This is a genomic window from Pantoea sp. SO10 (genome assembly GCF_005281435.1).
GTDB lineage: Bacteria > Pseudomonadota > Gammaproteobacteria > Enterobacterales > Enterobacteriaceae > Pantoea > Pantoea leporis.
The window spans coordinates 1,125,517-1,147,845 of the sequence record NZ_CP040095.1; the positions used below are offsets into that span (position 1 = coordinate 1,125,517).

The 22,329-nt window shown below is 51.3% G+C and carries 15 protein-coding genes and 1 tRNA gene; 5 read left to right on the plus strand and 11 right to left on the minus strand.

The annotated features are described in order from the left end of the window. The first annotated feature begins 140 nt into the window (after positions 1-140). The 5 genes from FCN45_RS05155 (at position 141) to FCN45_RS05175 (ending at position 7,281) form a co-directional block, all read left to right on the plus strand. The gene (locus tag FCN45_RS05155) at positions 141-644 is read left to right on the plus strand and encodes a DUF1198 family protein (RefSeq protein WP_137385308.1); all 504 of its coding nucleotides are present in this window, start codon (positions 141-143) and stop codon (positions 642-644) included. Positions 645-739: 95 nt separating this feature from the next. Then, positions 740-816 (plus strand) — tRNA-Arg (locus tag FCN45_RS05160). Positions 817-1,211: 395 nt separating this feature from the next. Continuing rightward, complete coding sequence (locus FCN45_RS05165) at positions 1,212-2,768, plus strand: type I restriction-modification system subunit M (RefSeq protein WP_137385309.1); 1,557 nt, start codon at positions 1,212-1,214, stop codon at positions 2,766-2,768. After that, the gene (locus FCN45_RS05170) at positions 2,765-4,042 is read left to right on the plus strand and encodes a restriction endonuclease subunit S (protein ID WP_137385310.1); all 1,278 of its coding nucleotides are present in this window, start codon (positions 2,765-2,767) and stop codon (positions 4,040-4,042) included. Before FCN45_RS05165 ends, FCN45_RS05170 begins: the two co-directional genes overlap by 4 nt. Positions 4,043-4,164: 122 nt before the next feature. Further along, positions 4,165-7,281, plus strand: a complete 3,117-nt coding sequence (locus FCN45_RS05175; RefSeq protein ID WP_137385311.1) for an HsdR family type I site-specific deoxyribonuclease — start codon at positions 4,165-4,167, stop codon at positions 7,279-7,281. Positions 7,282-7,740: 459 nt separating this feature from the next. Here the strand turns inward: FCN45_RS05175 and FCN45_RS05180 are convergent, their stop codons facing one another. From FCN45_RS05180 to FCN45_RS05230, 11 genes are read right to left on the minus strand one after another with little or no spacing between them, the layout of a single operon-like run. After that, positions 7,741-8,574 (minus strand): DUF4087 domain-containing protein, encoded by an 834-nt coding sequence (locus FCN45_RS05180; RefSeq protein ID WP_137385312.1) that lies wholly within the window; start codon positions 8,572-8,574, stop codon positions 7,741-7,743. 37 nt (positions 8,575-8,611) lie between these two features. Continuing rightward, a complete protein-coding gene (tssJ, locus tag FCN45_RS05185) occupies positions 8,612-9,133 on the minus strand; it encodes a type VI secretion system lipoprotein TssJ (RefSeq protein WP_137385313.1) in 522 nt (173 codons plus the stop codon). Next, positions 9,133-10,212, minus strand: a complete 1,080-nt coding sequence (tssG, locus tag FCN45_RS05190) for a type VI secretion system baseplate subunit TssG (protein ID WP_137385314.1) — start codon at positions 10,210-10,212, stop codon at positions 9,133-9,135. Before tssG ends, tssJ begins: the two co-directional genes overlap by 1 nt. Further along, positions 10,191-11,951, minus strand: a complete 1,761-nt coding sequence (tssF, locus tag FCN45_RS05195; protein WP_137385315.1) for a type VI secretion system baseplate subunit TssF — start codon at positions 11,949-11,951, stop codon at positions 10,191-10,193. The genes tssG and tssF overlap by 22 nt, the downstream gene beginning before the upstream one ends. Next, complete coding sequence (locus tag FCN45_RS05200; RefSeq protein ID WP_137385316.1) at positions 11,939-12,685, minus strand: hypothetical protein; 747 nt, start codon at positions 12,683-12,685, stop codon at positions 11,939-11,941. Before FCN45_RS05200 ends, tssF begins: the two co-directional genes overlap by 13 nt. 8 nt (positions 12,686-12,693) lie before the next feature. After that, positions 12,694-15,984, minus strand: coding sequence for an ImcF-related family protein (locus tag FCN45_RS05205; protein WP_210421273.1), 3,291 nt, complete (start codon positions 15,982-15,984; stop codon positions 12,694-12,696). Next, positions 15,977-17,170 carry a hypothetical protein gene (locus FCN45_RS05210; protein ID WP_137385317.1) on the minus strand — a complete coding sequence of 398 codons (1,194 nt, stop codon included), beginning with the start codon at positions 17,168-17,170 and terminating at the stop codon, positions 15,977-15,979. Before FCN45_RS05210 ends, FCN45_RS05205 begins: the two co-directional genes overlap by 8 nt. Beyond that, positions 17,170-17,442, minus strand: coding sequence for a PAAR domain-containing protein (locus FCN45_RS05215; RefSeq protein ID WP_137385318.1), 273 nt, complete (start codon positions 17,440-17,442; stop codon positions 17,170-17,172). Before FCN45_RS05215 ends, FCN45_RS05210 begins: the two co-directional genes overlap by 1 nt. A 10-nt stretch (positions 17,443-17,452) precedes the next feature. After that, positions 17,453-18,517, minus strand: a complete 1,065-nt coding sequence (locus tag FCN45_RS05220; protein WP_137385319.1) for a putative type VI secretion system effector — start codon at positions 18,515-18,517, stop codon at positions 17,453-17,455. Positions 18,518-18,531: 14 nt separating this feature from the next. Then, on the minus strand, positions 18,532-21,330 hold the full coding sequence (locus FCN45_RS05225) for a T6SS effector BTH_I2691 family protein (protein ID WP_137385320.1): 2,799 nt from the start codon (positions 21,328-21,330) through the stop codon (positions 18,532-18,534). After that, positions 21,327-22,319 carry a DUF4123 domain-containing protein gene (locus tag FCN45_RS05230; protein ID WP_137385321.1) on the minus strand — a complete coding sequence of 331 codons (993 nt, stop codon included), beginning with the start codon at positions 22,317-22,319 and terminating at the stop codon, positions 21,327-21,329. Before FCN45_RS05230 ends, FCN45_RS05225 begins: the two co-directional genes overlap by 4 nt. Between the last annotated feature and the right edge of the window lie 10 nt (positions 22,320-22,329).

A 22,329-nucleotide genomic window follows, 5' to 3' on the forward strand; every position in this document is an offset into this window, starting at 1 on the left:
GGATGGCGCCTATTCTGTCAGAAGCGCGTGCGGCTGTCAGGTAGAGATTCGCCATCTACGCCGCTTTCCCGATTTTTCGCCGTGGCGCCCGCCCGCGTTAGCGCTTATGATGCCCGGCAGTGAATGAGATGGATGACGTGATGATTTGGTTAATTCTCGCCACGCTGGCGGTGGTGTTCGTGGTAGGTTTTCAGCTGCTGACGGCCAGCTCGCGCCATGCGGTGCAGGCGCTTAATAAACGGTTGCAACTGCAGCCGGTGCATATCGAATCGATGTTGTCGCTGATGGGCAAAGAGGCGGCAAAAGAGTTTACCGATTACATCTCGGGCGATAACGACACGCATCTGCACAACGGCGCGGCGGTGCTGCTGATTTGGCAGGTGCTGATTGTCGATGGCAGCGACGAAAATAAGCAGCGCTGGCATGGCATTTTGAGCCGGGCTGGGTTTTCTGCGCTGATATCAAGGCAACAGCTGTTGCTGGCGTTGGGGTTCTTGCGCCAGCTGGAGCCGGACAGCCAGGAACTGCACGCGCTGCGCGATCAGTACAATGCGCACTTCACGCAGCAAGGGATTGAGCTGGAAGGCGAAACGGAGCAGGGCGGGAATCTGGTGTCGATGAGCGAATGGCGCAAGCGGCATTAAGGGGTTTTGGTTAATCTGGCAGCACTCCGCTTATGTTCAAGGGCAAAAACGTTGACGCGCGAGCCGCTGGACGTATAATCCGACCCAATCACTATGCGCCCTTAGCTCAGCTGGATAGAGCACCGGCCTTCTAAGCCGTAGGTCACAGGTTCGAATCCTGTAGGGCGTACCATTTTTGCTTCTCTTCTTGTTTATAATCGTCTCATTAGTCCTTGTCATAACTTTATATCTCATCCAATTCACTACGTTTTTCAATGGAAATAAACTCCTCCGGGATATCCATCTAAAGACTAACTTTTCTGCATGGTATAACTAACCAGTGGAATAGGGAGTAACAGTCCGTATTGGAGATCAACGAATACGCTGGAATGAGCTGGTTGAGAGTATTATATTGCTTATTTGTATGAAGTAATGAATGGGTGGAAACATAAGGGAGTAAAGCAATAGGTGCATATCGAATTAATTCGGCGATTTACGCTAAATATTTCCATATGGTTCTTTATATAAAATTAAATTGCGATAAAATGTATTCAACAACATAAATATAGCATCGTAACAGGATATTAAATGACAAGCCTTCAACAGCGAGCAGAATTACACCGTCAAATCTGGGCAATTGCCAACAATGTCCGTGGTTCGGTCGATGGTTGGGATTTCAAACAATACGTCCTTGGTGCGCTCTTCTATCGCTTTATCAGTGAAAACTTTTCCAGCTACATTGAGGCCGGTGATGATAGCGTCCACTATGCTGCTCTGGATGACAGCATCATTACCGATGACATCAAAGATGATGCCATTAAAACCAAAGGCTATTTCATTTACCCGAGTCAGCTGTTCTGCAATGTTGCCGCTAAAGCGAATACCAACGACAGGCTGAACGCTGATTTAAACAGTATCTTCGTCGCCATTGAAAGCTCAGCCTATGGCTATCCTTCTGAGGCCGATATCAAAGGCCTGTTCGCTGACTTTGACACCACCAGTAACCGTCTGGGTAACACCGTTAAAGATAAAAACAGCCGCCTCGCTGCCGTGCTGAAAGGCGTTGAAGGCTTAAAGCTGGGTGATTTTGATGCACATCAGATTGACCTCTTTGGAGATGCATATGAGTTCTTGATTTCCAACTACGCGGCAAATGCCGGTAAGTCAGGCGGTGAGTTCTTTACGCCACAGCACGTATCTAAACTGATTGCCCAACTGGCGATGCATGGTCAGAGCCACGTTAACAAAATCTATGACCCAGCAGCAGGCTCTGGCTCATTACTGTTACAGGCGAAAAAGCATTTTGATAACCATATTATCGAAGAAGGCTTTTTCGGGCAGGAGATTAACCATACGACGTTTAACCTTGCGCGTATGAACATGTTCCTGCACAACATTAACTACGCAAAATTTGATATAAAACTAGGTAATACTCTCACGGAGCCGCATTTTCAAGATGGTAAGCCCTTTGATGCGATTGTTTCTAATCCGCCGTACTCGGTGAAATGGATTGGTAGTGACGATCCGACGCTGATTAATGATGAACGTTTTGCGCCAGCAGGTGTATTGGCCCCGAAATCAAAAGCCGATTTTGCTTTTGTGCTGCATGCGCTGAACTATCTTTCACCTAAAGGCCGTGCTGCGATTGTTTGCTTCCCGGGTATTTTTTACCGTGGTGGCGCGGAGCAGAAAATTCGCCAGTATCTGGTCGATAACAATTACGTAGAGACCGTAATTTCACTCGCGCCTAACCTGTTCTTTGGCACCACCATTGCCGTTAACATCCTAGTGCTATCAAAGCACAAAACCGATACCAACGTGCAGTTTATTGATGCCAGCAGCCTGTTTAAGAAAGAGACTAATAACAACACACTGACTGACGCACATATTACGCAGATCATGCAGGTGTTTGACAGCAAGGCAAATACTGACCATCTGGCGAAAGCTGTGCCATTTGAAACTGTTGCAGCCAATGAATATAACCTGTCAGTCAGCAATTATGTAGAAGCTAAAGATACCCGAGAAATCGTTAATATTACCGAACTGAATGCAGAACTGAAAATCACAGTTAGCAAGATTGATCAGTTACGCAAATATATTGATGCAATTGTGGCAGAAATTGAAGGTAGTGAGGCACAGGGATGAGCGAGCTGAGTTATCTTGAAAAACTGTTAGATGGTATTGAAATAGAGTGGGTGCCATTGGGTCAGTTAGGCGAGCTAGTACGCGGAAATGGATTGCCAAAGTCTGATTTTACAGAATCAGGAGTTCCAGCTATCCATTATGGTCAGATTTATACTTTTTATGGGCTATCAACTGAAACGACCAAGTCGTTTGTCTCTCCGCTTGCTGCGGAAAAGCTTAAAAAGGTAAATACTGGCGATGTTGTTATTACTAACACCAGTGAAAACCTTGCAGATGTTGGTAAAGCATTAGTTTATTTAGGTACAGAACAGGCCGTTACAGGTGGGCACGCTACAATTTTTAAACCTAATGTCGGAATTGTTGGTAAATATTTTGCTTATTTCACGCAAACGGACACTTTTGCAAATGAGAAACGGAAATATTCAAAAGGAACAAAAGTAATTGATGTATCAGCAACTGATATGGCAAAAATCGCTATACCAATCCCTTGCCCAAACAATCCGGATAATTCCCTAGCCATTCAGTCTGAAATCGTCCGAATTCTGGATAAATTTACCGTCATTACCGCTGAGCTTACCGCTGAGCTTACCGCTGAGCTTACCGCACGTAAAAAACAGTACAACTACTATCGCGATCAGTTGCTGAGTTTTAAAGAGGGGGAGGTCGAGTGGAAGACCTTGGAGGAGATTGGTCAGATCGTGACTGGCCGCACTCCAAAGTCGTCAGACAAGTCTGCATGGGGCGACGATGTTGATTTTGTAACCCCCAGCGATATCAAGAACGGGATGCGTAACATCACGTGTCCAAGTCGTCGTTTGTCAGCTGAAGGAGCAGCTTCGATGCCCAAAGTTCGGATCCCTAGTGGTTCATTGCTAGTCACATGTATCGGCGCTGATATGGGTAAGACAGTAATTAATACTAACGACTGCATCCCCAATCAACAAATTAACGCAATTAAATTGACCGATGATAGCGTTCAAGTCGGCTACCTGTTCCACGTTCTGACTGCTATGCGTGAGACATTGCGTCGACAGGGTGAGCTGGGCGGAGGAACGATGCCCCTCATCAATAAAAGCGACTTTTCAAAGATTGTTGTTCCGGTTCCTTCGTATGAAGAACAGAACCGAATAGCTACAACACTCGACAAATTCGACGCTCTCACCAACTCCATCACCGAAGGCTTACCCCGTGAAATCGCCCTGCGCCAGCAGCAGTATGAATACTATCGTGACTTGCTGTTCAGCTTCCCCAAGCCTGATGCCGTCAGTCAGTGACAGTAATGCTATAACTAATCGGTCAGCGTTTGCTGGCCGTGCCATACATAACCAAATTCACCGGCCGGTAGCTTTTACTTCTTCTGCTGCCGGACTTTTCCAAACAGCACACAGGATGCGCGATGACTCAACAGACCAATACCATTGCTGAATCGAATAAATTCATTGTTCTCGATAAGTACACTAAAGGCTGGGAGAGCGTTGACAGCTACCAGAGTGAATCAGACCTGGAGCGAGAACTGATTCAGGACCTGTGCAATCAGGGATATGAATTTGTTTCCTTCACCTCTCAGCCGCTGATGCTGGCAAATATCCGCACGCAGCTTCAGGCGCTTAATAATGTGCTGTTTAGTGACAGTGAATGGCGGCGGTTCTGTGAGAGCTATCTGGACAGCCCGGGAGACAGCAGCCTTGATAAGACTCGTAAAATACACATCGATTACATCTGTGACTTCACCTTTGATAACGGACAACTTGAAAACATTTACCTGATTGATAAAAAGAATCTGATTCGTAATAAGGTACAGGTTATCCAGCAGTTTGAGCAGACCGGATCACACGCGAACCGCTATGACGTCACCATCCTGGTCAATGGACTGCCGCTGGTTCAGGTTGAACTGAAAAAACGCGGTGTGGCGATTCGGGAAGCCTTCAACCAGATACACCGTTACAGCAAAGAGAGCTTTAACAGCGACAACTCTCTTTTTAGGTATCTTCAGCTGTTTGTGATTTCTAACGGCACCGATACCCGCTACTTCGCCAACACTACGAAGCGGGATAAAAACAGCTTCGACTTCACCATGAACTGGGCGAAGTCCGATAATACGCTGATTAAAGATCTGAAGGACTTTACCGCCACCTTCTTTCAAAAGCATACCCTGCTGAATATCCTGTTTAACTACAGTGTTTTTGACAGCAGCCAGACGCTACTGGTGATGCGCCCTTACCAGATTGCCGCCACCGAGCGTATTCTGTGGAAAATTAACAGCTCCTTTAAAGCTAAAGACTGGTCAAAACCCGAAGGCGGCGGCTTTATCTGGCATACCACTGGTTCGGGTAAAACCCTTACCAGCTTCAAGGCGGCAAGGCTTGCCACTGAACTGGACTTCATCGATAAGGTCTTCTTTGTTGTTGACCGCAAGGACCTTGATTATCAGACCATGAAGGAGTACCAACGCTTTTCTCCGGACAGCGTTAATGGCTCAGATAATACCTCCGGCCTGAAACGCAATCTTGAGAAGGACGATAACAAAATCATCGTCACCACTATTCAGAAGCTCAACAATCTGATGAAGGGAGAGGCTGACTTGCCGGTATACCGTCAGCAAGTGGTGTTTATATTTGATGAGTGCCACCGCAGCCAGTTTGGTGAAGCCCAGAAGAACCTGAACAAAAAATTTACCCGCTTTTATCAGTTTGGTTTTACCGGAACACCAATTTTTCCGCAAAACGCCCTCGGGGCAGAAACCACCGCCAGCGTGTTCGGCCGCGAGTTGCACTCTTATGTGATCACTGATGCCATCCGGGATGAAAAGGTGCTGAAATTTAAGGTGGACTACAATGATGTCCGCCCGCAGTTCAAGGCACTGGAAACTGAAACTGATGACAAAAAACTCAGCGCAGCAGAAAATCAGCAGGCCTTTCTGCACCCGCGTCGTATTGAGGAAATCACTCGCTATATCCTGACTCATTTTCGCCAGAAGACCCATCGTGCTTTTCCGGGGGTGAAAGGCTTTAATGCCATGTTTGCAGTGAGCAGTGTCGATGCGGCTAAAGCCTATTATGAAGCCTTTAAATCACAGCAACAGGATGCCTTAGAGGCTTCTGATACGTATAAGCCACTGAGAGTAGCTACCATTTACTCCTTTACCGCCAATGAAGAGCAGAATGCCGTCGGTGATATTACCGATGAGAGCTTTGATGTCAGCGCGATGAACAGCAGCGCCAAAGAGTATCTGGATGCGGCGATTGATGACTACAACGGCCACTTTAAAACCAACTTCAGCACTGACAGTAATGGCTTTCAAAATTATTACCGGGATTTAGCCCAGCGGGTGAAAAATCAAGATATCGACCTGCTGATTGTTGTCGGGATGTTCTTGACTGGTTTTGACGCCCCAACGCTGAATACGCTGTTTGTTGATAAAAACCTGCGCTATCACGGGCTGATGCAGGCGTTTTCACGCACCAACCGTATCTATGATGCGACCAAAACTTTCGGCAATATTGTGACCTTCCGTAATCTGGAACGTGCCACAATTGATGCCATCACGCTGTTTGGCGACAAAAATACGAAAAACGTGGTGCTGGAAAAAAGCTACAAAGAGTACATGGAGGGCTTTACCGATATCGTCACCGGCGAGGCGAAGCGCGGCTTTATGGACATCGTCACTACACTAGAACATCGTTTCCCTGATCCGGCTGACATTGAAAGCGAGAAAGAGAAAAAAGCCTTTGTGAAGCTGTTTGGTGAATATCTACGAGCCGAAAACATCCTGCAAAACTATGATGAATTTGCCACGCTGAAAGCGCTGCAAACAGTCGATATCAATAATCCGGAAGCCGTCGAGAAGTTCAAAGCCGCGCATTATCTGGATGATGATAAGTTCTCAGAACTCCAGACTATACGCTTGCCAGCCGAGCGGAAGGTGCAGGATTATCGTTCGGTGTATAACGATATCCGTGACTGGCAGCGCAAAGAAAAAGCAGCTGATGACAAAGATAAATCAACCATCAACTGGGAGGACGTGGTGTTTGAGATCGACCTGCTGAAGTCGCAGGAAATCAATCTGGACTACATTCTCGGCCTGATATTTGAACGTAATAAACAGAATAAAAACAAAGCAGGCCTGACCGAGGAAGTTAGACGCCTGATACGCTCCAGCTTAGGTAACCGTGCCAAAGAAGGGTTGGTCGTTGACTTTATTCAGCAGACGAATCTTGATGAACTGCCGGACAAGGCAGGGATTATTGATGCATTCTTCACCTTCGCTCAACGCGAGCAGCAGCGCGAGGCGGAAGAGTTGATTAAGTCAGAAAACCTCAATGAAGAAGCTGCAAGACGCTACATCCGCACTTCCCTAAAACGTGAATATGCGACGGAAAATGGTACGGAACTTAATGAGGCGCTGCCAAAACTCAGCCCCCTGAATCCACAGTACAAAACTAAGAAACAGACTGTATTCCAGAAAATTGTATCATTTATCGAGAAGTTTAAAGGTGTAGGTGGTCAGATCTAAATATTGTTAAAAGGGGGGGAGCTATTACGAATGGCATGTCTCCCCCATTTATTCCCCCGCTTTGAGGGTCAACGAGATTAGCTGATTGCTTTCTGCGAAATGAGTGCAACTTATTAATAATTTAGATATTGGTTCAATTCCCCCACTTGCGGCGCATGTAAGGCGTATAAGTAGGGGAGTTATTATAAAATGCGTACTGTATTATTACTTCCCCCACTTGATTTCCGTTTATACCCCGGCTTCGTTCTTCAGGGAAACTGGCCTAATTTGTTCACCCTCACCGATGACATGGCCTTCCTCTTCCAGCTTATTTAATCCTGGGAGCGGGTCACTTAATCTTATCGATTAAAATTATTAGGAAAGATAACTGTACGTTAGGTATATCATCCGCCCACATCATCCTTTTAACTATGTTTCGCAGTCATCGAGCTTTGCTTCACGGGCCTTCTGATAAGTATTTTAACGATCATTAAAACTAACAGACTGGACAATCGCACTGATAACATCAAAGTCCTGATAAAAACCAACAGTATCGAATAACAATTGTGTTTTATCGTTATAAGCAATTGCCATAAAACAGGTGCCTCCAGCGGCATGAAACCCTGTTTCTTCATCACTGACACCACATGTCTGCGTGGTTTCCATCCCTTTCCAGCCTTCTCCATCAAGCATATCGACAGGGCTGGGAGCATCCATTCCGGCTTCCCGCATCCAGACACCATTATCGTTGTAAAAAATCATGCTGTCGGTTGCCTGCTCCAGAGTGCCATGCTGAACACAAATATTTAGTGTGTATTCTTCATTTGTTAACCGACCAGGCTTATTGAGATGTATGCACTGCTTTTCTTTTTTAACTGACCAAGCTTTCGGATAGCTTAGACTAAACTCCCCAGCCTGATACCTGACCATGTTTTGTATCTCGGCCAGAGGATTTTCAGGTTCTTTCAGAATTTTATCTTTACGGCATGCACTGAGAGGGCGAGAGGTTGATTTAATCAGATTAATCATGCGATGCATGTTTGGGTCCGTATCAGCAGTGATACATGCACAGCCGTAGCCATAATTTCCATACCCGGTGCGTACCCATCGATCAGCGCTGAAATCTGGCCAGTCACCTCCTGCGTGATATCCTCCCTGAGTAGCAATTTCCCACATGCCATCGCGGTCTGTCAGCGTGGCATTAGCTGGTGTAGGGTTCTGAAACCAGCCACAGCGACGTTCAGCGGCGTGAGAGGTGGCTGAACAGATAATAAAAAAGATGCATGCCAGGGCAGAAAGGGAAATTGAACGCATAAAATGTCCTTATTTTATAAAAACATAGGCTGTTAGATTAGTTGCTGGTTTGCTTCATCTGCATGGCATATTTCTCCATTTCAACCACCCGCGCCTTATACGGATCAAGCTCCTCCCGACTCAACACCACTCGCCAGTCATTTTTACGAATATCGGGCGTGCGGTACTGTGCGACGATGGCAACAAACTGTGCCTGTTCATCCATCGGCATGGTGAAAGTCAACGTTTGCTGTGGGCGGATCTGCACTTCTTTTTTTGCCACCATATCGGCACTCAGCGCATGCTCAGCATCACTGATAAGCGTGTTGTAGTCGGCTTTATCAAATGCCTGTCGGTCTTTGAGCGTAAAGACCTGCACGCGCGTAGCGAGTGACATGCCATCCTCATCCGGGTTCAGCTCAGCGCGAGCACGAAACTCCAGATGCACGGTTTTCACCTTTTTATAAAACACCGCTTTTGCCACGTCTTTTGTGCCATCAGTGACGCTCTGCGTCAGGCCGCAGCATGCCACCAGCGCGGCGAACATCAGGGGCAGGGTGCGTTGTATTCTCCGTTTCATTAATCGTCATCCACTTCTGTTACTGTGCGTTGTTGCGGATTGCGCGTTAGCCCTTCATAAAAGCCGAGCGGTACCGTCAACGTATCTGAATTGTTGTTATCATCCTGTCCCGGCAGGAAGGAATAGCCCGCGAAGGTGCTGTGCATGTCGTTGGCTTTTGCGCTCAGACGCGGAGGCGGGAACAACCGGCGCGGCAGCGTCAGCGTAATGTGCGCGTCATATCGCCAGCCGAGGTACACCCGTAGCAGGGAAAGCAGGTCGTGATAAAGCGGTTGATGCGGTGGCAACCAGCCACGCGCATCAACTGGGTTCTCTGTAAAAAGCCGGATCTCCACCGTGCTGTTCACGTCGGCTGCTCTGCCGCCCAGCACCGGCTGATTATCGAGGCTGAAATTCCTGTCAAGCCGTGGCTCTGGCACTTCAACTCTGCGCTTAAAGTTTGGGGCGATGGTGGCGTGGGTATTGGGCGTTACAAGCCTGACCAGCGCTTCAAGGCCTTCCGCCGCTCTTCCCGGCTGACGTAAGATGCCGGGAAGAGACAGAAAGCGTGACAGCGGCGTGCGCAGGTGGTCAGCGGTGCCAGATATGCCCAGTCCAGCTAGGCTCAGCAGGCATTGCGACACGCTATCCGTGCCACCTGCCCCAAAAGTGGCCGGATAATTGTGCTTGCGCCAGATGCGATAGAACTGAGTCAGGATGCGGTGGTTGAATATGTCGAGAAAGTGCTCAACGGATTCATGTCCCTCGCGGCGCTTTGCAATGTCATCGATATAGGAGCCCGGGAGAGGAGACGTAATGCCGTACAGGCCGAGAAAGGTGGTGCGAACCGTAGGCGGTGAATCCGGATTCTCATCCGGGTTCAGTTCAATGCCTTTAAACTCGCTGGCCGGAAATCCCATGCCCGCATGAGGTCGCAAGCGGATCGGATCGTTTTTAATCTGCGTAGTGCTGCCGATTGGCGGCAGGTGCGGATGGCGATGTTCAAGCCACTGCATGAAGCGGTAAAAATTGCTGTAGGGCAGCCTGTCGCCCATCGTTTCACTGAGTTCGGTATAGCTCAGTGGTGATTCTCTTTCCATCGCAGGCATTTCCCTGAAGGCTGCAGTATCAGCGTTAGTCGGTTATACAGATGCTCATCAGCAAACTGCGCCAGGAAGCGGTTGAGCAGGGAGCCAAACAGCCACACGTCGCCTTCACCGGCAAAGTGAGCGGTATCCAGCGTGACTTCAATATCCACGCCTCGTTGCAGATAACGCTGCCAGCGTTGAAGCCGCCAGTGCCGCACGTCGATGATGCCATCCAGACGCTGCTGATTGATCGCGTCATCAGACCAGCAGTGAAGCTTCAGCGTGTTCCGCAGTACCTCAGCGTTATCCATCATCCACAGAAAACTGCTGCCGGTCTGGCTGAGCAATTGCCAGTGGAAGCGATCGCGCTGCGGCGGATAGCAGGCCATGGTGGGTATGCTGAGGTTCTGCACCCGCACGCTGGTTTGCGTGGTGCTTTCCAGCGTGTCGAGCAGCACACTCTGTAGCGTTTTACGTGGCAGCATGCCGTTGGTGCCGGTCAGGCTCAGCGCCAGTGGATCTTCCGGATTCAGGCGATCCTGTTCAAATGCATCACCGCCCAGTGTCAGGGTGGTTTCCATTCGTCCCGACGGGCCGTGCTTCATCCGCGTATGATACCAGCGTGCCGGTCTGTTGTGTTGCATCATGCCGCCACGATGCTGAAAATGGCGGAACGGCGTGTAGTGAGGGGCATCCTCAGCAAATGAACCTGCTACCTGTTCCACGGCAAAGATTTCAATATCAGGATCGTCGTTGCGCAGTGGCAGCAGCCGATAGTCAGACTGATGTGCATTTATTGCCAGCGGACGGGCATCAAGGCGAAACAGGTTCACCACCGGTACGCAGTGCAGGCGCAGGTTCGATTCATCTACTTTGAAATCAGTGGGCCAGAATTCGCTGAATACCACTTCCAGCTCGAACCACTCCGGCGACTCCGGCCATTCGACGGATTCCAGTCCCGCCAGCTCGGCGAACATAAATTTTTCGCGAAAGGTGAAGTATTCCAGCAGATGCATATGGCCGTTGCGGTCAGACGTTTTTGCGCCTGCATTATCCACCGGCCAGATACTGGCTGTCTTATCGAAGCCACTGGCGCGGAAGCGTCCACTAAAAGGCTGAAGATCTGCCTGGCCCGGTAGTCGGAGATACATCGCAGCCACGCGGCGGGTGAGATAAAGGTGTAGCAGTGAACTAAGAGGCGCATCGCCGTGCAAATAAAGTGGCAAATTGCTCAGATTGACCTGTCGCCAGTCTGCGCTACGTCCGCAGTGAAAGCGCATGCGCAGCAGGTGCTGCCCGTCCGGCCCAGTCACCATAGTGGCGGAATTTAGTGCCAGCGGATTAAGCGTCAGATTGCGAGTGGTGCGATAACGGCAACGGATGTGATTTTCACCCACTGGCTGCGACAGCACCTCACTTTTTGCCGTCACCACATCGCTGAGTTTCATGCCGTCTGCATCTGGCGAAATTTCGACGACGCAAGCTGAAGGCAAGGGACGCAGTGCGTGCGGCCACAGCAGACTGATAACGCCCTCGGTCAGCTCAGGGTAGTCGTCGTCCAGCTTCTCGCGCAGTCGTCCATTGAGAAAGGCGAAGCCCTGAAACAGGCGCTCAACTGAGTCATCCGCTGCACCGGGCGTGGTCAATCCCATCATGCTGGCCTGCTCGGGATGCAGTAGGGAATATTCTCGTGCCGCATCTTTGAGATAACGCAGTTCGGCTTCGTAGTAGCGCAGGGTTAGGTCTTCCATGAAAGCCTCTGAGCTATATATTCAACTGTTTTGATCAGTTTATTTCTCACGGGTGGAAGATCAGGCTCTGCTGAAGGCTCAGGAAGAACTTCCTCTAATTTAAGCTCTAACCACGGTGCAAATTTTTTATAAAACCGTTTGGCTCCAATACAATTCTGCATTGACCTTATAAATCCTACATACAGAATTGCCCACGCACCCCCGACAATTCCAGCTAACAAGTAATGCAAAATATCCACACCATCTTGTGATGATGTTGCTACTTTAAGCATGGTAAATGAGACGGGTAGTAATACCAATGAAACGCCTGCCAGTACTCCCCATAATTCGACTGATCGCCAGAAATACTTTTTCTCATTAAACTCAAATTGATTGAGTGAACTAACACTAATCAGTGCCGCACTTTTAAGAAAAAAATTGAGTTCGGCATCTCTGTAAGGTAAGCCCTTTTCATTGAGGTATTGAAGCAGATAGCAGTTGTACTGATGGGGATAATACATGCCAATGCTTTCATAAAGGGTTTTACGCATGCTTTCCTTATGCACATGGTCGTCTTCTTTTTCAAGATCACCAATTCTCTTAAGGGTCTCAAAACGTTTTTCATCGCTTACTGTGGAAAACTGACGATTTTTCACATATCGCCAGCGCGTATATAAAACAGCTCCCGCGCCAGTGATAATGGAGGGAATAACGCTGCTAAGGTTAATTAGCCACTGAAGAAACTCATTCATCATTAATTTCCTTATTCAACAGAATCGTCACCCTGAGTTTCTGCAAACACCTGCTGCGGCAGTCTAAATCCCTTCAATCCCAGCAGCGCCAGCGGACCGCTCGACACTTCCGTGCGCAGCATGTAGTTGAGACCAAAGCCGTCGCTGGTTTTCCAGCTCAGCTTGTAGGTACTGTTATCCACGGCGGTGACCTGAGCGCGGTCCAGCAATCGAATCAGGCCCCAGCTACCCGGATAGCTGGCATATATACGCTCACCGGTGGTGGTGGTCACCCATGACAGAGAAGTACGCGGCTTCCACTGGCTGTCCGGCCAGCTGATGTTTTGCCACTGCTCCTGCTGGTTGTGGTAATCAACTACCTGCTGGTCTAGCTGCAGGATGGTCTGCATCACGTCCCTGCCTGGCTTGCCCATCAGCGCAAACTGCACGCTGGCATCGCCGCCGGTAAAGGCTATGTCGGCCAGCGCACTCAGCTGATTCAGTGCATCGATAAACGCCGGATTGAAATGCAGCCCCTGTGCGGCAATGGCATCCGGCACCCAGCGGCGGCCTTCTTTGCGCAGCACGCCGCCAAGGTTCTCCTTCACGAACTGCGTGACACGTCCGGTATCGTTACGCAGATACTGCGACAGCAGAGGAAGTGACGCTTCACTTTGCTTATGCGGTGAGAATGGCCAGCGGTCATTAAAATCACTTTCCCAGTCCTGCACAATGCTGGTCTGCCACTGGCTGTTGATGCTGGACGCGGTTGGCGCAAGCACCTGCTGCCACGCCTGCACCATTGGTTGTACGAACACCGCCAGCCCAAAGCCGCTCCACTCCTGACCGAGACTGGCGGCGACCAGACTGCCATAGTCGCGGGTATCGGTGATATCCACCGACTTGCCCCGGAACACGGTCTGCGCCAGCGCCTGCATCATGGCCTGCGGATCCGCTGCGCCGGTGACCTGCTGTAACTTGAGTCGCACGCGGGTGACGCGTGTGAGGAAGGTCTGCAGGCTCAGGCTGTTGCCGCTGTCGTTACTGCGGTCCATCAGGCTTAGAACCGGACCGAAGGTGGCATCCATCGGGCCACGCGGACCGGACTTCAGGTCGATGTTGTTTTGTTGGTCGCTGTTCAGCAGGTTTTTGGCTGACTTCACCAGCGAATCACTGAGCGCTTCGCGCATTTGTCCGGTGCGTCCCTGCTGGTTAAGCGTGTTCATCAGCGCTACCAGCGGCGACTGGCGCACGTCAGCAAGCAGCGTCAGCTGGTCGATGGCGTCTGATAGCGTATCGGCCTGTTGCCAGCGAATGCCGTTGAGGAAGTCCTGCCAGGCTCCGGCATAATCGGTGAAGTAGCGTTCGGTGAGGCGGGCCTTCAACATCTCGGGCGAGTTCTCGCTGCTGGACGGCTGCTCGCTGTCGCTCAGCACCCAGTCGATTTCCTCGCGCCGTTCATTCACCACCTTTTCAATGGCGGGTTGCACCGCGCCTTCCCATGCCTGGCGAGTAAACATGCCCGACACCGCGCTGTCGCTGGAAAACAGCCGACCGGCATCGGTGTCGCCGGTCATGTCCTGCAGGCTGAGGTCCGCGTAGTTGTGGGATACCTGCGCCAGCACCTTCTGATACTGCGCCGATTCACCGTTACGCATACCGATGGTGCGTAGCAGAGCGCTGCGTGAGGCCGAAACCAGCGCCATATCCGGTTTTATCTGCCAGCCGGTATGCTCAGGCAGATGCTGCGCCATGAAGCCTAGCTGCTTTGCCCCTTCCGCCTGCCAGAGTCCCGGGCTGACGCCTTCGCGCAGCGGCCAGATGCGCATTACCGTGTCAGCAAATAGCGCCGCATCCATTTTCTGAGGGTGGCTCAGCATCAGATAGGCTTTCAGCCAGCTGTAGGCTTCTTTACTTTGCTCTGCACGCTGTGGATCGTTAACCGGCAATGTGCTCCAGTGTTCCAGCGCCTGAGACAGATGCTGAACCGCGCCGTCGCGCAGCTCGGGCAGAGCAATACGCGCGTAGTGCGGCAACAGCGCGTTCAGCAGCGTATCGTTCTGGCTCAGTCCAAGACGGCTGTACCAGGGCGTGCCGTGCTGACGCCGCCAGTCGAGCTGGTCCACTTTTCGCTGCAACTGTCCGAGGCTGATGAGCCTTTGATCTTCCGGCAATGAAGCATCAGCAGCGGCCTGCACCAGCTGCTGCGCCTCACTCATGGCACGATGGTTGGTCCACCATGACAGCAGCAAGCCACCCCACAGCACCAGCAACGCCGCCATCACCGTCTGATAGGCCACGCGCTCCCAGGCAAACCCGGCGCGACGGATTTTCAGGCTTTGCAGGTCGTCCAGAATACGCTGCCAGCTGTTGTCAGGCAGCCAGCGCTGTTTGTCGGCTTCCTTTTCAGCAACTGGAGGGCTGAACATCACGCCGCGCAGCGGCACCGCATAAGGTCCGGTCAGCAATGGCTGGCTCAGTCGCCTGAACTGTTCCGCCGCGCCATCGCGCAGCATGGCGCTCAGCTGCAGCAAAAAGGCAAAGTGGGAGTTGTTCATGCCCTGACGAATGCCGGGTTCGGTGAGTTGAACGGGCAACGTCTGCAACGCAGCAGCCAGTTCTGCCGGGGATGCCTGCGCAGGCAGCAGCACGCCGATCGGCTGGGTCTCGCGCTCCTGCTGCGGCCAGACGTAGTCCTGTACTTCCCACAGGTAAAGCGGCACCTGCCAGCCAAGTTTTTTGCAGCGCTCGGTGAGTTGACGGGCGACGGTGTCGGTCGGCATCGCCTGTCGCAGTGCGGCGTCATACGCCACCACGATGGCGCTGACCGGACAGCGCTTGAGCTTGCGCAGCGCAGTGATGCGTGCGCTTTCCGCACCGGAGGTGAGATTACCGCCCCAGACGGCGACTACGCCGTTGGCTTCAAGCCACTGGGCCTCAGGTAATCCGGGAATAACGTTTTGTACCACGCGATGGTGGCCGGTCAGCACTACAACGCGCACCTTACGCTTCCAGCCACGACCATAGCGGTGATACAGGTAGTCGCGCATCTCCTGAATCCACAACTGTTCAGCTTCACCGTACTGGTCAGTGCGGCTTTTAACGGTTGCTGTGCCCGGCGTCTTTGGCGTGTCCTGACGGTAATAGCGAACAGCTGCCATCAGTGCTGCCGCCGTTGCGGTGATCAGCAGCCATATCAGGGCTGATTGCTGATGTGACAGTTGCCAGCGTGGGCCAAGCCACCAGAGCAGAAGGGCCGCCAGCGCACTGACCAGCACGGTAAAAATAATGACGCCAGAAATCCGGCGTTGGCTGCTAATCATCCGAAAACGCTCCTGCGCTGACACTGCTTAAAATCCATGTTTGGGAAGAAGGTGACGCACCAGACAGCAGACCGCACTGCACGCCGCCGTTGTGCTCTGCCATCGACATCATCAGGGTGAGGGCAAACCAGTCGGCGCACGGGCCGGTCTGACCGAGCCAGTGAGGCAGCCAGTGCTGCTCTGGTGCTGCGGGTGAGATGACCACGGCGGGAATGCCGGTTTCCGTCTCTGCTGCGCTGATTTCATCGGATTTCAGGCGCTGGCTGTGGACCATCACCAGCTGCGCGGCCTGCGGCTGGCTGTTGCGGTCGGTCCACAGCCCTGCCATTGCCGATGTCAGTGGCTGATAGTGCAGAAACTGTGAAAAGGATGCGGCTTCGTCGCCCGGACTGACGTTCATCGTCCGATGCAGTGAGCAGCGAACCGGAATATCAGCGGCATGGTCACGAGGTGTTAGCAGACAGGCTATAACGCCTTCAGTGTGTTCGCCGCTGCCGGTCCAGTACTTGACGATTACCAGTCGTGCCCGGTAAGTCAGCGGAGCATCGAGCCAGCTACTTATGGCAGAATCGTAACTGGATACGCTCGCGGTCTGGCCTGCCAACCGGTTCATGGGCAATCCAGCCTGCTGCCAGCAGTCGGCGAACTGCCGCCACTCGTTGTGATCAGCGTCATCGGGCAGCGACACTTCAATCGGCCAGCGGCTGGTAACCGCCTGCAATGCGGTCAGAAGCGACATAATCACTTCTTCGGACAGCCAGCGATAACCGGGAAAAGAGGGGAGCAGCAAAGGGATGTCATTTGTCACCGGCTCGCCGGGCTGCATCGACAATCGGGCCTGCGGTGCAAATACCGCGTGCCAGCCGCTGACATGCACGGCCTGCTGCGCCCAGCGTTGCCATTCGAATTCCTGCAGCCGATTATAGGCCATCAGGCCCTGAGCGTGCTCTTCATCAACACCCGAGCGGAACAGCATCCATCCGGCGATCAGCGTGAAGATCACCGTAATCAAGGCGATAATGCCCAGCGTCCATAGCACCGTGCGACTGTCCTGCAGCCAGAACCACAATACGGTGCCGCTGACGGCGGTCACAATGCAGCATAAAACTAATACCCGCCACCACAGCGACCAGCGCGGCGGTGACGGAGACCTTATCGGGTGAGGTAACGGAATATTCCACGTCATCAGCCGCTGCCCAGTACGGATTCGGTAATACTGGCAATTACGCGGCAGCCGCATTCACAGAGCGCACCATCGAACGCCAGTTGCTCGCCTTCAGAGGTGAAGCCGGGATCGCCGCTAACAATGCGGTTAACACCGTGGCCCAGAATCGGGCATGAGACGATATCGTTCAAACGGGCCGCGGCAATACCATTTATTGTCACTGTTGAGGTCGCGGAAATAACGCTGCCGCCACTGGTGAGCTTGTCACCGAGCAAAATATTAATTTTAGACATGACACACCTATTAATAATAATAAAAATATTCATAAAGCCCCCCTTGAGTAGCCCTCTGAGGGACTGGGGTTATACTTTTATGCCTAGGTGTATATGTACCAGCTGCAATTTTTTCCTTTATCTTTCTAGCCGTAATAATAGATAAGCTGGATCGTATTCCCTTAGGGAGATCTAATACCAGAGAAAGCTGCTCATAAAGGAGGTATTGACTCCCTCGTTCCTTTTGGGTTTTGATAAAAACGCCAATTGAAAGAAGAAGAGCAGATACGATGTAACATATAAGTGTTTTAAAAAATGCATCTGCAAGGAAAAATGGGAAAAGGAAAGGGATTAAAAGCAAACCAAGAAAAACCAAAAATGAAAGCGAAAAAGAATTTTCCGATGATCCTTCATTACATTTTGGGGTAACAGAAATAATTCTTGATACAGGATTCGCAACTGCATACGCCAAATAGCCTTCTTCAGACGACACCACCGCCATTTCTACAAAGTCCCCAGGCCTTATATTCGTCATACCAAACCAGCCAGAGAATGCTTTGCCGCCGATCTTCCCTTTGACATACAGGCATTTCAGCATCTTCGCCTTGCCGTCATTGATCAGGGCGTGGGGGGCAGTACCAGACAGCGCTTGCGCAACCATAACAATCGCAGCACCTGCATTGTCACTGCGACGTTTACGTTCAAGTTCATCCCGCATGGTGCTATACGCTTCAGCTTCAAAGCAGGCCATCGCTTTTGTGAATGTGACTTCTTCGATCACACCCGATATTTTCTGAAGCGGCCCTGAAGGGGGAAGAACCGGTAATGGTGGGAAATCAGCGATCTCTTTTTCAATGAGCGCTTTCACCTCAAGCGCCCATTCCAGCGTATCTTGGTATCTATCTGAATCATCGCTATTGATCAATCCAGCAGCAACAAGCGGTGCGCGTTCTTCAATTCTCTCCGAATTCAAACTGATGGATGCTTCGGCTGAAATCAACAACCGATTCAGCTTATTCAGATCTTTGTAACCGTCCAGCCCTTTTAACTGCCAGTCCAGCCACTCTTGCGGAGAGAATGGTTCTTTATCGGTCATTACAAAAACTCCGCTTAATTATGCACTTGCTGGAAAGCATTTTTTTCGGCTTTCAGTTGTTTAAGCTTTTCCGCATCTTCATGCTGCTTAACACGCTCAGTTAATGGCAGGCCTAACGTTTCGTGCAATGCTTTCACAAGCTTATCTTCCTGCTCTTGAGTTAGTCCTACTCGATGGCTAGCAGGCATTAGCTCGGTATTATCTATGCTGGTTTCTGTACCAAATACACATTGTTCGCACCAGTTCTGTAACTCATCGTCTGAAAACACCACAATTGCAACTTGAGCGAGAATGATCAAAGTCATGACCTGCCAGCTTGCAAGAAAAGCAATAGAACTTACCATTCTTCGTGCGATAAGTTTTTCAATCATCCCGCCAGACTCTTCTGCCAAACCTAAAATTATTTCTTGAAATGTTTTTTTACCAAGTAACCTTAATAATTCCTCGCTACTTTGAATGGTATAGGCGCTATCAGACACAATTTTAACGATTGAAATCCCCACACCTTTCCAGCGGACTGGACCATCATTTGTAATGATCTCTCCTAGCTCGCCAAAATCGCTGATCACCATCAGACCCGCCGCAATACTGCCGTAGGCGTTTGCACGTATACTCCACTTCAATAGCCTGTCATTCGCACGGTCCGTTGCTAACGGATATGATTTCTCGGCAACTTCAACAGTCGTGTCCATTGCCGGTAAAACCGTGTGTATCCCGAAACTTGCTGCGAATAACCCTACAGACATGATATTACTGGCCGAGCCCTTACCTTCCGTGACAATGTCTTTCGACTGACTATAAAGCTCCCAGACGCTGAGAATGGTTCCCAGCAGTTTAATGCGTGATACTTCTATGGTTTTCTTACCCTCTGTGGACAGCAAGTGTTGCGAGTTTGCTCTCTGGTAATTGTTTGCAACCTCATCACGCACTTTCGTCCGTTCGTCCCACATCGCCCGACGGCGGGCCCATGCCCCCTCTGGTCCTGTCGTCATCTGACGCCCAATATCTACCTCAATGTCATACATAGCGATCCCGGCATCACGGGCAAACAGGGTTTTGTAGATAAGATTGCTGAATGAGTCGAGACGATTGCCCAGCAGGCTTTTATTGAACACTTCGGTGGTAAATGTCGTCAGCCCGGTATCCATTTTCGCCATCAGCTTGCGGGTGTCGGATACTAGTGCTTTTTTTTCATCCCTCCCCAGTTCGTCCAGAGCACGATCGCAGGCATCGTTGTATTTTCCCAAATAGCCGACAAAGCTTTTGAACGTCGCCAAGATCGCGGGCTTTTCAATATCATTCGCCGGTCTGTCTTCTGTCTGCGCATCCTTCTTCAACTGCGCCAGAACCGGAGTCGTTTCGCTTATCACATCCGGATTGTTGAAGAACTGTCTGCGCCAGAACAGATTGCTGTTGTTCGTTGCATTGTATTCCTTCACCCATGCCTGAATCTGTTTGCGACCCACTGGGACCACGTTGATCGCAGAGATCGCATAGCCCACGATTTCCCTGTAGTTCAGGTTATCTTCCAGAACGTTGGTATGATGATCGTCAAGACACTGAAGGAAATGCTTATCCTGCAACCATGCCAGACGCAGGCCCACCAGCTGATTCATCTGTTGATCAAGCGTCTGACAAAGCTGGTCATACGCGCTGATGAACTGATTAAACTTTGCGTGGTTTAATTTTTTTTCGTACTTTTGCCATTCAAAAGCCATACCCTGCTGGTTCGCCCAGCGCGTCCCGCCGTCGTGAAACTGCTGAATTTGCTCGCTGGTATAGCCTGCATTTTTCATTATTTGAAGCATTTGCAGGTCGCTTTCACCTTTCTCCTTTGCGTACTGTTGCTGCTTTGCCGTTGTCATCTGCTCGACTTGGCTGCGCACGCCGTTGATGTTGCGCCAGGTCCAGAATTCGACGTTCAATTCTTCAAGATAGGTTTGATGCGCCAGCGCAAGGCCATCGCACCAGCTGGTGAGCTCGTGAGCAATGCCAGCAGGATCTTTTAGCGCAATCATCAGCGGATTAACCGGTTTGCCACCCGGCCCAAGGCTGCGGCTTTGCATTGCCTTCATCGTGCGGGCAGCTGCACCCTGTACTTTTCGGTTGCGCACCCAAGGATGAAATGTGGTGTGTGGCCTTACCTTGTCAGCATAGAAGTGATACTGGCCTGCTTCGATGTAGCTCACCCGATAGAGCGGATCATCGCTGTCGCACAGCGGATACTTTGGGCTGCCGCTGAGGTTAGGGCGGTAGTCCAGCACAGGATCCAGCATGGATTCATCCGCCCGGCACAGGCCGTCACCAAATGTGGCTCCGACGGCAGTCCAGTCGCCGGGCTGGATGTTCTGCATACGCAGTTTGCGTTCAGCCGGATCGCGGGTGTAGCGCTCAATCGTCTCTTTCGTCCAGGGCGCGTGCGAAAACGCCACCCAGGTTTCATTGCTCAGCGCGTTTTCGTTCAGCGCCATGTGTTCAAGGTTGGCCTGCCGGTGTATCGGACGTCCACAGGGCAGAGGGTTGAACACCGCGCGGGCGCTCAGCACGTTTGAACTCCAGTAAAGGTCACCGCTTTCATCAATATTCCACACTTCCCAGTCCAGCAGGTCGCCAGTGCCGGTATCGTAATAGACGTAGATGAATCCCTGGCGCACACATCGCAGGGCATAGTGGTAGCCATTCAACGCCGGGAAAGCTGTCGCTGGCGCAGCCCAGTCGGGTAGTTTATGGCTAACAAAATCCGGCACGATGGCATAGCGCAGTGGCATCAGCACCGGGCCGGTATTCAGACAGGTGGTACAGGATGCGCTCATTGCGGATTCTCCATCGATGGGGTGATTGCCAGCTCGCGGGCATAGCGTTGCCAGATTTCCGGCGTGATGGCGCGGGTGCGTTTGCTCCACGTCACGTCGTCACTGAATGCGTCGTAATCCAGCAGTTCGGCGATCTTTGGATGCTGATCAATTTCTGGATGGTACTGAAGTACCTGCAGTGCGAGGCGCTCTTTGTCAGCAGGCTGTTGCAGTGCCGGGTGCTGCGACTGGCGTTCCAGCGCATGCAATATGTGGCTCGCAGCCGTTAATTCACAATAACGAGGGTGTTCAGCGAGCTGCAGGCGATACTGTCGCAGGGCACGGTTAGCGATACCGCAGACATTCAGAATGAATTCGCACTGCTGCGCGTTCAGCCCCAGCGAGAAGGTGGAATAGAGCATGGGGGCGGGCTGGAAGCGGCGAACGACGATCTGCGCATCGCCACCAGCGAGCAGCCAGCCTGACATCACGCCCGCCATCCGGCGCTGCTGTAATTCACTAAGCCGATCCCACAGCAGGTTATGCACAGCCGGATCGTAATAACGCAGCAATAGTGGATTCTGATTCGGCTGCTTCTGGATCGCTGTGTGGCCGAGCTGTTTGATTAAATCTGCGGGATCCGCACCGCAGGTAATCCAGCCGCAGATGCCACGGCCACCGCCCTGGCACAGCAAATCAGGATGAAGCTCTTCAAGTGCCACGGCGATGCTGCCACGCAGCAAGGTGAGATGATCCTCATCGTCTGGGTCCAGCGCGACCAGCCATGGATAATCAGCCACCGATACGGCGGAATGCGGCAGCGGCACAGGCGTGGGCTGATAGCTGACCAGCGTCTGCACAAACGGCGTGTCGGTACGTTGCAGCAGCAACACCGGATCGGTCAGCAGATACAGGCGATGCCCGGTATCACGCTGCATTTGCAGGATGGAATGGTAAAAGTGTTCGCATTGCTGCGCAGCCGCTTCCTGACTGAAGTTATACGTCATCATCGTTACTCTG